Source organism: Streptomyces sp. NRRL B-3229 (assembly GCF_000719505.1).
GTDB classification, from domain to species: Bacteria; Actinomycetota; Actinomycetes; order Streptomycetales; family Streptomycetaceae; genus Streptomyces; species Streptomyces griseorubiginosus.
On the sequence record NZ_JOGP01000002.1, the window covers coordinates 337,961 to 352,674 of the forward strand.

Consider the following 14,714-nt stretch of genomic DNA (forward strand, 5'->3'; position numbering starts at 1 on the left):
GGTTGTTCGGCGGGTGCGGGGTGGTTGTGGGTGGTCGTGCCCACGCAGCGGAGCCGCATATTGATACAGCCCCGCGCCCCTCCCGGCGTTCGGGAGGAGAATCGGACCTGTCAGCCAACATCGCCGGAACACGGAAAGGTGGCGGTCGTCATGGCTGAGCATCCGCATGCGGCGCTTGTACGCAAAGGGTTCGAGGCGTTCAGCCGCGGGGACATGGACACCCTGCGGGAGTTGATCGCGAAGGACGCCACGCACCATGTGCCCGGTAGTCACCCGCTCTCGGGGGACTTCAAGGGGCAGGACGCGATCATCGACATGTACCAGCGGCTCGGAGCGGCGACCGGCGGGTCGATGCGGCTCGAGATGCTCGGGATCGCCGTCGACGGGCGGGGCCACGCCGTCGGCATGTGCCGGGTCACCGCGGAGCGCAAGGGCCGGCGCCTGGACGACACGGGATGCATCGTCTTCCGGATCGTCGGGGACAAGGTCACCGACCTCGATGAGTGCGTCGAGGACATCGACAAGAGCAACGAGTTCTGGGCCGACTGACCCGAAGGCCGACTGACCCGAAGGCCCACTGACACGAAGGCCGACTGAGACCAAGGCCGACTGAGATCAAGGTCGACAGACACCGAAGGCCCCGATGCCGTCGTCCTGGGGAAGGGCGAGGGCGTCGGGGCCTCGGTTCAAGCTTTCGGAGACCACGCCCGCGTGGCGAACGCAGGCCGCGCGTGGCTCCTGGGTGCCGGTCGGGAGCGGATGAGAGAGGGCCCGCTCGGGTCCTTCCGGCGTCAGATCAGAAGAGGGAGGCCTTAGAGGGCCGCGACCTTCGAAGCAAGCGCCGACTTCTTGTTGGCGGCCTGGTTCTTGTGGATGACGCCCTTGGAGACGGCCTTGTCGAGCGCACGCGCAGCAGCGCGCTGGTACTCGGTGGCCTTCTCGACGTCACCCGCGGCAGCGGCCTCGCGGGCCTTGCGGATCGCGGTCTTCAGAGAGGACTTGACGGCCTTGTTGCGCAGCCGGGCCTTCTCGTTGGTCTTGTTCCGCTTGATCTGGGACTTGATGTTCGCCACGAATGAGCCTCTACAGGTTCAGGCACGGGGCCAGGGAGTTTCCGAGCCACGGAGGGCAGAGGAGATCCAGATCCCGCACCAGGTGATTTCTTGGATTGTGTCTCGCGCTGAGAGGGCATGAGACACAGCTGCCCAGACTACCAGCGGCCCTGCACGTGGCCCAAACCGGTCGCCGGTCCCCGCCCGTGGGACCATGGAGGCTACGTATCGATCCGACCCGAGACCGCAGACACTGCGGACGCCTCAAGAATCAGGACCCTGCGTGCCCGCGATCCCCAGCCACGTGCCCGAGCCGAGCCGTACCGACCCGGCTCTGATCCGCAACTTCTGCATCATCGCGCACATCGACCACGGCAAGTCCACGCTCGCCGACCGGATGCTCCAGCTGACCGGTGTGGTCGAGCAGCGCCAGATGCGCGCTCAGTACCTCGACCGCATGGACATCGAGCGCGAACGCGGCATCACGATCAAGTCGCAGGCGGTGCGTCTGCCGTGGGCCCCGACCCACGACAAGAGCAACACGCACATCCTCAACATGATCGACACCCCGGGGCACGTCGACTTCACCTACGAGGTCTCGCGGTCGCTCGCCGCCTGTGAGGGCACCGTCCTCCTCGTGGACGCCGCCCAGGGCATCGAGGCGCAGACCCTCGCCAACCTGTACCTGGCGATGGAGAACGACCTCACGATCATCCCCGTGCTGAACAAGATCGACCTGCCGGCCGCGCAGCCCGAGAAGTTCGCCGAGGAGCTCGCGAACCTCGTCGGCTGCGACCCGTCCGACGTGCTCAAGGTCTCCGCCAAGACCGGGCTCGGTGTCGACGCGCTGCTCGACCGGGTCGTCAAGGAGGTCCCGGCTCCGGTCGGTGTCGCCGACGCCCCCGCCCGCGCGATGATCTTCGACTCGGTCTACGACTCCTACCGCGGTGTGGTGACGTACGTCCGTGTCATCGACGGCCAGCTCAACAAGCGCGAGCGCATCAAGATGATGTCGACCGGCGCCACCCACGAGCTGCTGGAGATCGGCACCAACTCGCCCGAGATGCTGGGCGCCGACGGTCTCGGGGTCGGTGAGGTGGGCTACCTCATCACCGGTGTGAAGGACGTCCGCCAGTCCAAGGTCGGTGACACCGTCACCAGTCAGCAGAAGGGGGCCACGGAAGCCCTGGGCGGGTACAAGGACCCCAAGCCCATGGTCTTCTCCGGCCTGTATCCGCTGGACGGCTCCGACTACCCCGAGCTGCGCGAGGCCCTGGACAAGCTCCAGCTCAACGACGCCGCGCTCGTCTACGAGCCGGAGACCTCCGCCGCCCTCGGCTTCGGCTTCCGTGTCGGCTTCCTCGGCCTGCTGCACCTCGACGTGATCCGTGAGCGCCTGGAGCGCGAGTTCGGGCTCGACCTGATCGCGACCGCGCCCAACGTGGTCTACCGGGTGGTCATGGAGGACGGCACCGAGCACACCGTCACCAACCCGAGCGAGTTCCCCGAGGGCAAGATCAACGAGGTGTACGAGCCCGTCGTACGCGCCACGATCCTCGCCCCGACCGAGTTCATCGGCTCGATCATGGAGCTGTGCCAGACCCGGCGCGGCACCCTGCTCGGCATGGACTACCTCTCCGAGGACCGCGTCGAGATCCGCTACACGCTCCCCCTCGCGGAGATCGTCTTCGACTTCTTCGACCAGCTGAAGTCGAAGACGCGCGGGTACGCCTCGCTGGACTACGAGCCCACCGGCGAGCAGACGTCGTCCCTGGTCAAGGTCGACATCCTGCTGCACGGCGACAAGGTCGACGCCTTCTCGGCGATCACCCACAAGGACGCGGCCTACGCCTACGGGGTGCGGCTGGTCGCCAAGCTGCGTGAGCTCATCCCGCGGCAGGCCTTCGAGGTGCCCATCCAGGCCGCCATCGGCTCCCGGGTCATCGCCCGCGAGACCATCCGCGCCATCCGCAAGGACGTCCTCGCCAAGTGCTACGGCGGTGACATCTCCCGTAAGCGGAAGCTGCTGGAGAAGCAGAAGGAAGGCAAGAAGCGGATGAAGATGGTGGGTTCCGTGGAGGTTCCGCAGGAGGCCTTCATCGCCGTCCTCTCCAGCGATGACAGCGCGGGGTCGGGCAAGGGCAAGAAGTAACCGGGGGTTACACCCGGTTGCCCGTCGAATCGGATGGAAAGGGGTCCGTCGTGCGAAAGTGCGGCGGGCCCCTACGCGTGCGTAACGTCGCGCTCTGTAGGAAGTGACAGGCCGCCGCCCCTTACGAACGGGTCGGCCGCGCTTTACTCTGATCTCTGCTCGATAGTTACTCGCGAGTTAAACAACAGCCGCAACCAGAGCCAGCCGCCGCACTGTCGCGGGCCCCGGAGGATGTCGTGAGCGACACACAGACACTGATCGAGAACCGTCCGCCGAGTGTGGCGAGCCTCTTCCTGGAGCGCGTGGCGAACACACCGGAAGCCGAGGCGTACCGCTACCCGGTACCGGCGGCCTCGGGCGAGGGCCCCGACGAGTGGAAGTCGCTCAGCTGGGCGCAGGCCGCGGAGCGGGTGCACGCCATCGCGGCCGGACTGATCGAGCTGGGGGTGCAGCCCGAGCAGCGGGTCGCCCTCGCCTCCTCGACCCGGCTCGACTGGATCCTCGCGGACCTCGGCATCATGTGCGCCGGCGCCGCCACGACCACGATCTACCCGCAGACCAACGCCGACGAGTCGGCGTTCATCCTCTCCGACTCCGAGAGCCGGGTGCTGATCGCGGAGGACGCGGCGCAGCTCGCCAAGGCGGTCGAGAAGCGCGCCGAGCTGCCCGCGCTGACGAACGTCGTGGTGATCGACTCCGCCGGTGTCGAGACCAGCGACTTCGTCCTCACCCTGGCCGAACTGGAGGCCCGGGGTGCCGCCCGCCTGGAGAAGGACCCCGACCTGATCAAGGAGCGGGTCGGCGCGATCACCAAGGACCAGCTCGCGACCCTGATCTACACCTCCGGCACCACCGGCCGCCCCAAGGGCGTACGGCTGCCGCACGACAACTGGTCCTACATGGCGAAGGCGATCGCTGCGACCGGACTGGTCGGCCCCGAGGACGTGCAGTACCTGTGGCTGCCGCTCGCCCACGTCTTCGGCAAGGTGCTCACCTCCGGGCAGATCGAGGTCGGTCACGTCACCGCCGTCGACGGCCGCGTCGACAAGATCATCGAGAACCTCCCGGTCGTCAAGCCGACCTACATGGCCGCCGTGCCGCGCATCTTCGAGAAGGTCTACAACGGGGTCGCCGCGAAGGCCCGTGCGGGCGGTGGCGCCAAGTACAAGATCTTCCAGTGGGCCGCCGAGGTGGGGCGCGCCTACGCCAAGGAGAGCCAGGACAACTTCCGGCGCACCGGGGTCGCCTCCGCCTCCTTCGGGCTGAGTGCCAAGCACAAGGTCGCCGACGCGCTGGTCTTCGCGAAGATCCGGGAGGCGTTCGGCGGGAACCTGCGGGCCTGTGTCTCCGGGTCCGCCGCGCTCGCCCCGGAGATCGGCTACTTCTTCTCCGGCGCCGGCATCCACATCCTCGAGGGCTACGGCCTCACGGAGTCCTCGGCGGCCTCCTTCGTCAACCCGGGCGAGGCCTACCGCACCGGCACGGTCGGCAAGCCGCTGCCCGGCACGGAGGTCCGTATCGCCGACGACGGGGAGATCCTGCTGCGCGGCCCCGGGATCATGGAGGGCTACCACGGGCTGCCCGAGAAGACGGCCGAGGTGCTCGAGGCCGACGGGTGGTTCCACACCGGGGACATCGGTGAGCTGTCGCCCGACGGGTACCTGCGGATCACCGACCGCAAGAAGGACCTCATCAAGACCTCCGGCGGCAAGTACATCGCGCCCGCCGAGGTCGAGGGGCAGTTCAAGGCGGTGTGCCCGTACGTGTCCAACATCCTCGTGCACGGGGCGGACCGGAACTTCTGCACCGCGCTCATCGCGCTGGACGAGGTGTCGATCCTGGAGTGGGCCAAGGAGAACGGGCTCGAAGGGAAGTCCTACGCGGAGGTCGTCGCCGCGCCCGTGACCGTGTCCATGGTCGAGGGGTATGTGAAGCAGCTCAACGAGGGGCTTCAGCGGTGGCAGACGATCAAGAAGTTCCGGTTGCTGCCGCGGGATCTCGATGTGGAGCACGGGGAGATCACGCCGAGTCTGAAGTTGAAGCGGCCTGTCGTGGAGCGGGAGTACAAGCACCTCATCGACGAGATGTACGCCGGGTCCCGCGAGGCGTAGGGGATGGCAGGGGAGCGCGCGCGGCTGCCGGTGCGTCGTGGCTGGTCGCGCAGTTCCCCGCGCCCCTGACAGAACAAGCTCACCGCCGCTCCAGAAGGTGGCGGAGTTCCTTCACCTGGACGCGCTGGGACTCCGTCAGCTCTTCCTCCAGGGCCGTCAGTCGCCTGCCCACCTCCTGGTAATCAGCACGCTGTCGTGCCAGCAGGCGCTCCAGCTGCTGGTTCTTTCTGTGCAGGTCCAGGAACACGCTGACCTTTGCTCGTAGCACCCACGGGTCGAACGGCTTGGTCAAGTAGTCGGCGGCGCCGGTCGCGTAGCCGCGGAAGGCGTAGCCGGAGTCGTCCTCGGCTCCCGTGAGGAAGATGATCGGGACGTCCTTCGTCTGGTCCAGGCGTTTGATGTTGGCGGCGGTCTCGAAGCCGTCCATGCCCGGCATCCGCACGTCCAGGAGGACCAGGGCGAACCGGCGGCGGAGCAGGGCCTTCATCGCCTCCTCGCCGGAACGGGCACGCACCAGTGGCTCGTTGAGGGACCCGAGGACCGCCTCCAGCGCTGTCAGGTTGTCCTCCATGTCGTCGACCAGGAGGATGCCGGCACCGTCGTCGGTCGTTGCCTCAGTGCTCATGTGACTGCCTCATTCAGTCGTCGGTGGGCTGGACCACGGCTTCCTCGACGTCGGTCCGCTCCTCCGGCTCCGCGCCCTCGGGGTCCAGGAGGGCGCAGACGACGGTCAGGAGCTGGTCGACGTCCACCGGCTTGGGCACGTAGTCGTTGGCGCCGCGCGCGATGGACTTCTCGCGGTCCCCGGGCATCGCCTTGGCGGTGAGCGCGACGATGGGCAGCCCGGCCCAGCGGGCGGTGCGGCGGATGGCGGCGATGGTCTCGTAGCCGTCCATCTCCGGCATCATGATGTCCATCAGGACGAGCTCGACGTCCGGGTTGCGCTCAAGGGTCTCGATGCCCTCGCGGCCGTTCTCCGCGTACAGCACCGGCATGCCGACCCGGCCCAGCACATGGGTGAGCGCGAAGACGTTGCGGATGTCGTCGTCCACGATCAACACCCGTCGTCCGGAGAGGACTTGGCCCGCCCGTCCGGACTGCCACGCCTCCAGCCTGGTGGGCGCGGGCCAGGAGTCCTCGGCGTCGTGGGCGGTCGGGTAGGGCTCGCTGGACAGGTCGTCGGGGTCGGGCAGGGCGCGGTCCTCGGCGGTCGGGCCGGTGGCCGAGTGCCCGGGGCTGACCACCGGGACGTAGAGCGTGAAGGTGGAGCCCTTGCCGGGTTCGCTCTCGGCGACGATACGGCCGCCCAGCAGGCCCGCGATCTCACGGCTGATGGAGAGCCCGAGCCCGGTGCCGCCGTACTTGCGGTTGGTGGTGCCGTCGGCCTGCTGGAACGCCTCGAAGATCACCGGGAGTTTCTCCCGCGCGATGCCGATGCCGGTGTCGGACACCGCGAAGGCGATGACGTCGTCGCTGTCGCGGACGTGCCGGCGCTCGGGGTCCTTGATGCGGCTGACCCGCAGTTCGACCCGGCCGCTGGCGGTGAACTTGATCGCGTTGGAGAGCAGGTTGCGCAGGATCTGCTGGAGGCGCTGCTCGTCGGAGTACATCTCGCGCGGTACGGCCTCGCCGACCGCCACCTCGAAGGCGAGCCCCCGGTCCAGGGTGAGCGGGCGGAAGGTGGCGTGGACGTAGTCGAGCAGCTTGATGAGCGGCAGCTTCTTCGGGCGTACGTCCATCCGGCCGGCCTCGATCTTCGACAGGTCAAGGATGTCGTTGATCAGCTGGAGGAGATCGCTGCCCGACCGGTGGATCGTCGTCGCGAACTGCACCTCCTGGTCGGAGAGATGGCCGTCCGGGTTGTCGGAGAGCAGCCTGGCCAGGATCAGCAGGGAGTTCAGCGGGGTGCGGAGTTCGTGGGACATGTTCGCCAGGAACTCCGACTTGTACTGCGAGGAGGTGGCCAACAGGGCCGCCTTGTCCTCCAGTTCGGCGTTCGAGCGCTGCAATTCCGCCTGTTGCATCTGGAGTTCGTCGGAGCGCTCCTGGAGCTGCATCGCGAGGCGCTGGGACTCGCCGAGCAGGGACTCGGTGCGGGAGTTGGCGATGATGGTGTTGATGGCCACGCCGATGGTGTTCACGAACTGGTCGAAGAAGGCCAGGTGGACGTCGGAGAATCGGGAGAAGGAGGCGAGTTCGATGACGCCCAGGAGCTTGTCCTCGAAGAGGATCGGGATGATGACGACACTGCTCGGGGCGGCCTCGCCCAGCCCGCTGTTGATCTTGATGTAGTCCGGCGGGGCCTCCTCCACCAGGATCCGCTTCTTCTCCCGGGCCGCCTGCCGGACCAGACCGTGCACCGGCATGCCCCCGGTGTCGACGGTCGCGCCCTGCGCCGAGCCGTAGCCGGCGATGAACGCGAGCCCCTTGGCGGGCACGGTGGTGTGCAGAGAGGCACCGTCCTCGTCCGGGTCGGCCAGGAAGAACGCCCCGTACTGTGCGTTCACCAGCGGGGTCAGCTCGCGCAGGATCAGGTCGGCGACCTCCATCAGGTCCCGGTGGCCCTGCATCAGGGCGGCCAGCCGCGCGAGGTTGGACTCCAGCCAGTCCTTGGCGCGGGTCGTCTCGCGGAGGTTGGCCACCATCAGGTTGATGTTGTCCTTGAGCTCCGCGACCTCGCCCTGCGTCTCGACGGTGATCGAGCGGGACATGTCGCCCTGGGCCACCGCGGAGGCGACCTCGGCGATCGCGCGGACCTGGGTGGTCAGGTTGGAGGCGAGCTCGTTCACGTTGGTCGTCAGGCGCTTCCAGGTGCCGTACACGCCCTCGACCCGTGCCTGGCCGCCGAGTTGGCCCTCGGAGCCGACCTCGCGTGCCACGCGGGTGACCTCGGAGGAGAACGAGGAGAGCGTGTCGACCATGGTGTTGATGGCGGTCTTCAGCTCCAGGATCTCGCCGCGCGCGTCCACGTCGATCTTCTTGGAGAGGTCGCCGTTGGCCACGGCGGTGGTGACCTGGGCGATGTTGCGGACCTGCGAAGTGAGGTTGTCCGCCATGTAGTTGACGTTGTCCGTCAGGTCCCGCCAGACCCCGGAGACGCCGAGCACCTGGGCGCGGCCGCCGAGCCGGCCGTCGGTGCCGACCTCGCGGGCCACCCTCGTCACCTCGTCGGCGAAGGCCCGCAGCTGCTCCACCATCGTGTTGACGGTGTCCTTCAGTTCGAGGATCTCGCCGCGGGCGTCGACGGTGATCTTCTTGGAGAGGTCGCCGTTGGCCACGGCGGTGGTGACCTGGGCGATGTTCCGCACCTGTGACGTCAGGTTCAGGGCCATGAAGTTGACGTTGTCGGTGAGGTCCTTCCAGACGCCGGACACTCCCCGCACCTGCGCCTGGCCGCCGAGGTTGCCCTCGGTGCCGACCTCGCGGGCGACGCGGGTGACCTCGTCGGCGAAGGCGGAGAGCTGGTCGACCATCGTGTTGATGGTCGACTTCAGCTCCAGGATCTCGCCCTTCGCCTCCACGGTGATCTTCTTGCCGAGGTCGCCCTGGGCGACGGCGGTCGACACCAGGGCGATGTTGCGGACCTGCGAAGTGAGGTTGTCGGCCATGAAGTTGACGTTGTCGGTGAGGTCCTTCCAGACGCCGGACACTCCCCGCACCTGGGCCCGGCCGCCGAGGTTGCCCTCGGTGCCGACCTCGCGGGCGACGCGGGTGACCTCATCGGCGAAGGCGGAGAGCTGGTCGACCATCGTGTTGATGGTCGACTTCAGTTCGAGGATCTCGCCCTGGGCGTCCACGGTGATCTTCTGACTCAGGTCGCCGTTGGCCACCGCGGTGGTGACCTGGGCGATGTTGCGGACCTGCGAGGTCAGGTTCGACGCCATGAAGTTGACGTTGTCCGTGAGGTCCTTCCAGACCCCGGAGACGCCCCGCACCTGGGCCCGGCCGCCCAACTGCCCCTCGGTGCCGACCTCGCGGGCGACGCGGGTGACCTCGTCCGCGAAAGCGGAGAGCTGGTCGACCATCGTGTTCACGGTCAGCTTCAGTTCGAGCAGCTCGCCGGTCGCCTCGACGGTGACCGTGCGGGTCAGGTCGCCGCGGGCCACCGCCGTGGTCACCAGGGCGATGTCCCGGACCTGGGCGGTCAGCCGGGACGCCATGGTGTTGACCGCCTCGGTCACGTCCCGCCAACTGCCGGACAGACCGGTCACCTTGGCCCGCCCGCCGAGCCGGCCCTCGGTGCCCACCTCACGGGCCACCCGGGTCACCTCGCCGGTGAACAGGGAGAGCTGGTCGACCATCTTGTTCACGGCCCGGCCGAGCCGCCGTAGATCACCGCGCAGTTGGCGGTTGCCGTCGTGCAGATCGACCCGCTGGGTCAGATCGCCGCCGGCCACCGCGTCCAGCACCCGCGTCGCGTTGGCGGCCGGGGCCACCAGGGCGTCGAGCAGCTGGTTCACGTCGTTGACGCGGGAGGTCCAGGTGCCCTGCCCGGGGCTGGGGGAGAGCCGCTCGTCGAGCCGGCCGTGCCGCACCAGCTCGCGCTTCACACGGTTGACCTCGCCGGTGAAGTGGAGGTTGCGGTCGACCAGTTGATTGAAGACGGCCGTCAGTTCGGCCACGATGCCGTCGCCGGAATCCGGCATCCGGCGGAAGTCGCCGTCCCGGGCAGCGGTCATCGCGGCGAGCAGAGGGCGCAGGTCCGATGCTCGAATCCAGGCTTCTTTCTGTCCTTCTTCGAACACAGGCGTACCACTGTTCTCACTCATGGCGGCCCACTTCGGTAACTCGGCGCTTATGGGCTGGGCCAGTCTGTCACTCTGTCCGCATTCAGAGGCGTAATCGTCCGAACTGCCCGGGGAGACGGACATGGGGGCCATTCCTGCGCAACGGGAATCCGTTGCCCATGGGGCCGACACGCACGCGCCGGCTCCGGTGCGGGTCCGTGCCACGTTCCCCGGTACCCCGCTCACTCCGGGCGCGGCCCGGGCGCTGTTACGGGCCACGCTGAGCGAATGGGTCGAACGGGCGCTGCCCGGAACGGAGTTCCTCACCGCACGGCAGTCGGACGACGCGGTGGTGGTCGTCAGCGAGCTGGTCACCAACGCCGTCGTGCACGCCGGTACCGAGGTCGAACTGGACGGCCGTCTGGAGGCGCACACCGGCGCCCTCGTCATCGAGGTCCTCGACCACCACCCCTCGCGTGCCCCGCGTGACGGCGACACCGAGACGCCGTACGGCATACCGGAGTACGGGCGGGGACTCCGTCTGGTCGCCGCGCTCGCGGAGTCCTGGGGCATCACGTATCGCACGGGCGCCAAGACGGTGTGGGCGCGGCTGCCGGCCGGGGGGAAGGAGGTGCTGGAGGGGATCCAGGCCTATGCGGGGGAGTACGGGGAGGGGAACGGAGGCGGGCACGGGGACGGGGATGAGCGGGGGCTGCCGGGCTCGGACCCGCCCCCTGGCCTGCCCGGGCTCCTGGCGCCCGCCCCACAGGCGCGCACCCGCGTGGAACAGGACCGCGACTGGGTCAACCGCGGAGCGCTCTCCTTCCTGGCCGAGGCGTCCGACCTGCTCGCCGGGCAGCTGGACGAGAACCTCGTCGCCGCGCTGGCCGGTCAGCTGATCGTGCCGCGGCTGGCCGACTGGTGTGCGGTGTGGCTGGAGGACGAGGTCGCCGGCCGGTGGGGCTCTCCCCGCCCGGGTGAGGCCGAGGGGGGTGGCGGGGGCCGGGGCGACGGCAGTGCGTCCGGGCCCCGTCTGGCCCGGGTCTGGCACGCCAGCGAGACGCGTATCGAGGACCTGCGGCGGGCGCTGGAGAAGGAGCCACCGCAACTGCCGGGCGGCACGGACGGCACGGGGCCCGTCCCGTTCCCCTGGCCGACAGAGGCGCTCGGCGCGGCCGGCTCCCGGTCCGGTCCTGAGCACGGTTCCGCCACCGGCTCCGGGCCCGGTTCCGAGTCCAGTTCCGCCTCCGGCGCCGAGCGCGGTTCCGGCTCCATGGCCGCCACCGGCCACGGCTACGGCGCGGCCTCCGGCTTCGAGCGCGGTTCCGGCTCCACGCCCGCCACCGGCCACGGCTACGGCGCGGCCTCCGGCTTCGAGCGCGGTTCCGGCTCCACGCCCGCCACCGGCCACAGTTCCGCCGGTGACATCGCGCCTGTCCCCGGCTACCGAGCCGCCCCCGGCTACCGAGCCGCCCCCGGCTACCGAGCCGCCCCCGGCGACCGACCCGCCCCCGACACCCCACCGGGCGCCGCCCTCGCCTACCGTCTGACCGCCGGGGGCCGTCCCCTCGGGACCCTCGTCATCGGGCGGGCCGGGGTGGGCTCCCTCCCCGACGAGATCACCGGGCTAGTCGAGGACCTCAGCCGTCGGGTCGCGCTCGCCATCGGGGCCGCCCGGCAGTACGCGCGCCAGGCCACCATCAGCGCCGTGCTCCAGCGTGGGCTGCTGCCGGGCGCCGTCGCCGAGATACCCGGCGTGCGGAGCGCCCTGGTGTACGAGCCCTGCGACAAGGGCGGGCCCAGCGGCGACTTCTACGATCTCTTCCCGGCCGGGGACGGCCGCTGGTGCTTCGCCGTCGGTGACGTGCAGGGCAAGGGCCCCGAGGCCGCCGTGGTGATCGGCCTGGCCCGCCCCTGGCTCCGGCTGCTGGCCCGCGAGGGCTACCGCGTCGCCGACGTCCTGGACCGCCTCAACCAGCTGCTCCTCGACGACGCGACGGAGGCCGCGGACGCGGCGGCGCGGGCGCTGGCCTCCGCCGGCGGACGCCCCCCGCACCCCGGCGACGGCCCGCAGACCCGCTTCCTGTCCCTCCTCTACGGCGAGCTCGTGCCCTTCGAGGGCGGAGTGCGCTGCACGCTCGCCTCCGCGGGACACCCGCTCCCGCTGCTGCTCGGGTCACGCGGCGAGGTCCGTACGGTCGCCCGCCCGCAGACCCTGCTCGGGGTCGTCGAGGACGAGACGTACACCAGTGAGTCCTTCGAGCTGCGGCCCGGCGACAGCCTGCTGTGCGTCACCGACGGGGTGACGGAGCGGCGCAGCGGCAGCCGGCAGTTCGACGACGAGGACGGGCTCGCCGAGGCGCTCGCGGGGTGCGCCGGGCTGGGCGCCGAGCTGATCGCCGAGCGGATCAAACGGCTGGTCCACGAGTTCGGGGCCCGGCCGCCGGAGGACGACCTGGCGCTGCTGGTCCTCCAGGCGGAGTAGCTCTCCGCCCGGGTGCTGGACAATGGAGGACATGCCCTCCGCACTCCCCGACGGCGAACCCGTCCCCGACGACGGCTCGCTCCCCGCGTCCGCGCTCACCGGTTCCGCCGACCGCCCCCTCGGCTTCTACCTGCACGTCCCGTACTGCGCAACCCGCTGCGGCTACTGCGACTTCAACACCTACACGGCGACCGAGCTGCGCGGCACGGGCGGGGTGCTGGCCTCCCGGGACAACTACGCGGACACGCTGATCGACGAGATCCGGCTGGCCCGGAAGGTGCTCGGCGACGACCCGCGCCCGGTGCGCACGGTGTTCGTCGGGGGCGGTACGCCGACGCTGCTGGCTGCCGGGGACCTCGTACGGATGCTCGCGGCGATTCGTGACGAGTTCGGTCTCGCCGAGGACGCCGAGGTCACCACCGAGGCGAACCCGGAGTCCGTCGACCCGGCGTACCTGTCGGCGCTGCGCGAGGGCGGCTTCAACCGGGTCTCCTTCGGGATGCAGAGCGCCCGGCAGCACGTACTGAAGGTGCTGGACCGCACGCACACCCCGGGTCGGCCCGAGGCGTGCGTGGCGGAGGCCCGGGCGGCGGGGTTCGACCACGTCAACCTGGACCTGATCTACGGCACCCCCGGCGAGTCCGACGACGACTGGCGGGCGTCCCTGGAGGCGGCGCTCGGGGCCGGTCCTGACCACGTGTCGGCGTACGCGCTGATCGTCGAGGAGGGCACCCAGCTGGCCCGGCGCATCCGCCGAGGCGAGGTGCCGATGACCGACGACGACGTGCACGCGGACCGGTATCTGATCGCGGACTCGGTGCTGGCGGAGGCGGGGTTCGACTGGTACGAGGTCTCCAACTGGGCCACCTCGGAGGCGGCCCGCTGTCTGCACAACGAGCTGTACTGGCGGGGCGCCGACTGGTGGGGCGCGGGCCCCGGAGCGCACTCGCACGTGGGCGGGGTGCGGTGGTGGAACGTGAAGCACCCGGGGGCGTACGCGGCGGCGCTGGCTGCGGGGAAGTCGCCGGGGGCCGGGCGTGAGCTGCTCTCGGGCGAGGACCGGCGGGTGGAGCGGATCCTGCTGGAGCTGCGGTTGCGGGAGGGGGCGCCGCTCGCTCTTCTGCGCGAGGAGGGGCTGGCTGCTTCTCGCCGGGCGCTGGGGGAGGGGCTGCTGGAGACCGGGCCGTACGAGGAGGGGCGGGCTGTGCTGACGCTGCGGGGGCGGTTGCTGGCGGATGCGGTGGTGCGGGACCTGGTGGACTGAGCGCCTACGGGGGTGGGGGCTGTGTCGTCGGGCGGCTGCTGGTGTGTTTGTGGCTGGTCGCGCCCACGCGGCGGAGCCGCATATCGATACAGCCCCGCGCCCCTGGGGAGCGTCACTGAGCTGTGACGAAATCGATCAGTTCCTCCACTCGCCCGAGCAACTCCGGCTCCAGGTCCTTGTACGAGTTCACCCGCTTCAGGATCGCCTGCCACACCGCGCCCGTGTTGTCCGACGGCCAGCCCAGTGCCTTGCACACGCCCGTTTTCCAGTCCTGGCCGTGGGGGACTCTCGGCCACGCCTCGATACCCAGGGACGACGGCTTCACCGCCTCCCAGATGTCGATGTAGGGGTGGCCCACGACCAGGGCGTGTTCGCTGGTGACCGATGCGGCGATGCGGGACTCCTTGCTGCCCGGCACCAGGTGGTCCACCAGGACGCCCAGCCGCGCGTCCGGGCCGGGTGCGAACTCGGCCACGATCGCGGGGAGGTCGTCCACGCCCTCCAGGTACTCCACGACCACGCCCTCGATGCGCAGGTCGTCGCCCCAGACCTTCTCGACCAGTTCCGCGTCATGGCGGCCCTCGACGTAGATACGGCCGGCGCGGGCCACGCGTGCGCGTGCGCCGGGCACGGCCACCGAGCCGGACGCGGTACGGGACGGTCGTACGGGAGCCGTCGCCGGGGGTCTGACCAGGGTCACCACCCGGCCCTCCAGGAGGAAACCGCGGGGCTCCAGTGGGAAGACCCGGTGCTTGCCGAAGCGGTCCTCCAGGGTCACCGTGCCCGCCTCGCAGCGGATCACCGCGCCACAGAAGCCGGTGCCGGGCTCCTCGACCACCAGGCCGGGCTCGGCCGGAATCTCCGGTACCGGCTTCGGCTTCTTCCACGGAGGGGTCAGGTCGGCGGAGTACTGGCGCATTCGG

Annotated in this window: 9 protein-coding genes; 5 read left to right on the forward strand and 4 right to left on the reverse strand. The window is 69.8% G+C overall.

What is annotated here, in order from left to right; translation table 11 throughout:
- Positions 1-150: 150 nt before the first annotated feature.
- Positions 151-549, forward strand: coding sequence for a nuclear transport factor 2 family protein (locus tag IF54_RS0104475; RefSeq protein WP_030314686.1), 399 nt, complete (start codon positions 151-153; stop codon positions 547-549).
- A 263-nt stretch (positions 550-812) separates the two neighbouring features.
- On the opposite strand, the gene rpsT is transcribed toward IF54_RS0104475, so the two are convergent.
- A complete protein-coding gene (rpsT, locus tag IF54_RS0104480) occupies positions 813-1,073 on the reverse strand; it encodes a 30S ribosomal protein S20 (RefSeq protein WP_020136226.1) in 261 nt (86 codons plus the stop codon).
- A 262-nt stretch (positions 1,074-1,335) separates the two neighbouring features.
- On the opposite strand from rpsT, the gene lepA reads away from it, so the two are divergent.
- Both lepA and IF54_RS0104490 read left to right on the forward strand, forming a co-directional pair.
- Positions 1,336-3,204, forward strand: a complete 1,869-nt coding sequence (gene lepA / locus IF54_RS0104485) for a translation elongation factor 4 (RefSeq protein WP_030314689.1) — start codon at positions 1,336-1,338, stop codon at positions 3,202-3,204.
- 236 nt (positions 3,205-3,440) lie between these two features.
- Positions 3,441-5,315, forward strand: a complete 1,875-nt coding sequence (locus IF54_RS0104490; RefSeq protein ID WP_030314692.1) for an AMP-dependent synthetase/ligase — start codon at positions 3,441-3,443, stop codon at positions 5,313-5,315.
- 79 nt (positions 5,316-5,394) lie between these two features.
- On the opposite strand, the gene IF54_RS0104495 is transcribed toward IF54_RS0104490, so the two are convergent.
- Positions 5,395-5,940: a response regulator gene (locus IF54_RS0104495; RefSeq protein ID WP_030314693.1), complete on the reverse strand. Its 546-nt coding sequence runs from the start codon at positions 5,938-5,940 to the stop codon at positions 5,395-5,397.
- Positions 5,941-5,953: 13 nt separating this feature from the next.
- Positions 5,954-10,084: a HAMP domain-containing protein gene (locus IF54_RS0104500; RefSeq protein WP_030314694.1), complete on the reverse strand. Its 4,131-nt coding sequence runs from the start codon at positions 10,082-10,084 to the stop codon at positions 5,954-5,956.
- Positions 10,085-10,184: 100 nt separating this feature from the next.
- Between IF54_RS0104500 and IF54_RS0104505 the strand changes: the two genes are divergently transcribed.
- Both IF54_RS0104505 and hemW read left to right on the forward strand, forming a co-directional pair.
- Complete coding sequence (locus IF54_RS0104505) at positions 10,185-12,527, forward strand: SpoIIE family protein phosphatase (RefSeq protein ID WP_030314695.1); 2,343 nt, start codon at positions 10,185-10,187, stop codon at positions 12,525-12,527.
- 31 nt (positions 12,528-12,558) lie between these two features.
- Positions 12,559-13,791, forward strand: coding sequence for a radical SAM family heme chaperone HemW (gene hemW, locus IF54_RS0104510; protein ID WP_030314696.1), 1,233 nt, complete (start codon positions 12,559-12,561; stop codon positions 13,789-13,791).
- 112 nt (positions 13,792-13,903) lie between these two features.
- Here hemW and IF54_RS0104515 read toward each other — a convergent pair whose 3' ends face one another.
- The gene (locus tag IF54_RS0104515) at positions 13,904-14,710 is read right to left on the reverse strand and encodes a DUF3097 domain-containing protein (RefSeq protein ID WP_030314697.1); all 807 of its coding nucleotides are present in this window, start codon (positions 14,708-14,710) and stop codon (positions 13,904-13,906) included.
- Between the last annotated feature and the right edge of the window lie 4 nt (positions 14,711-14,714).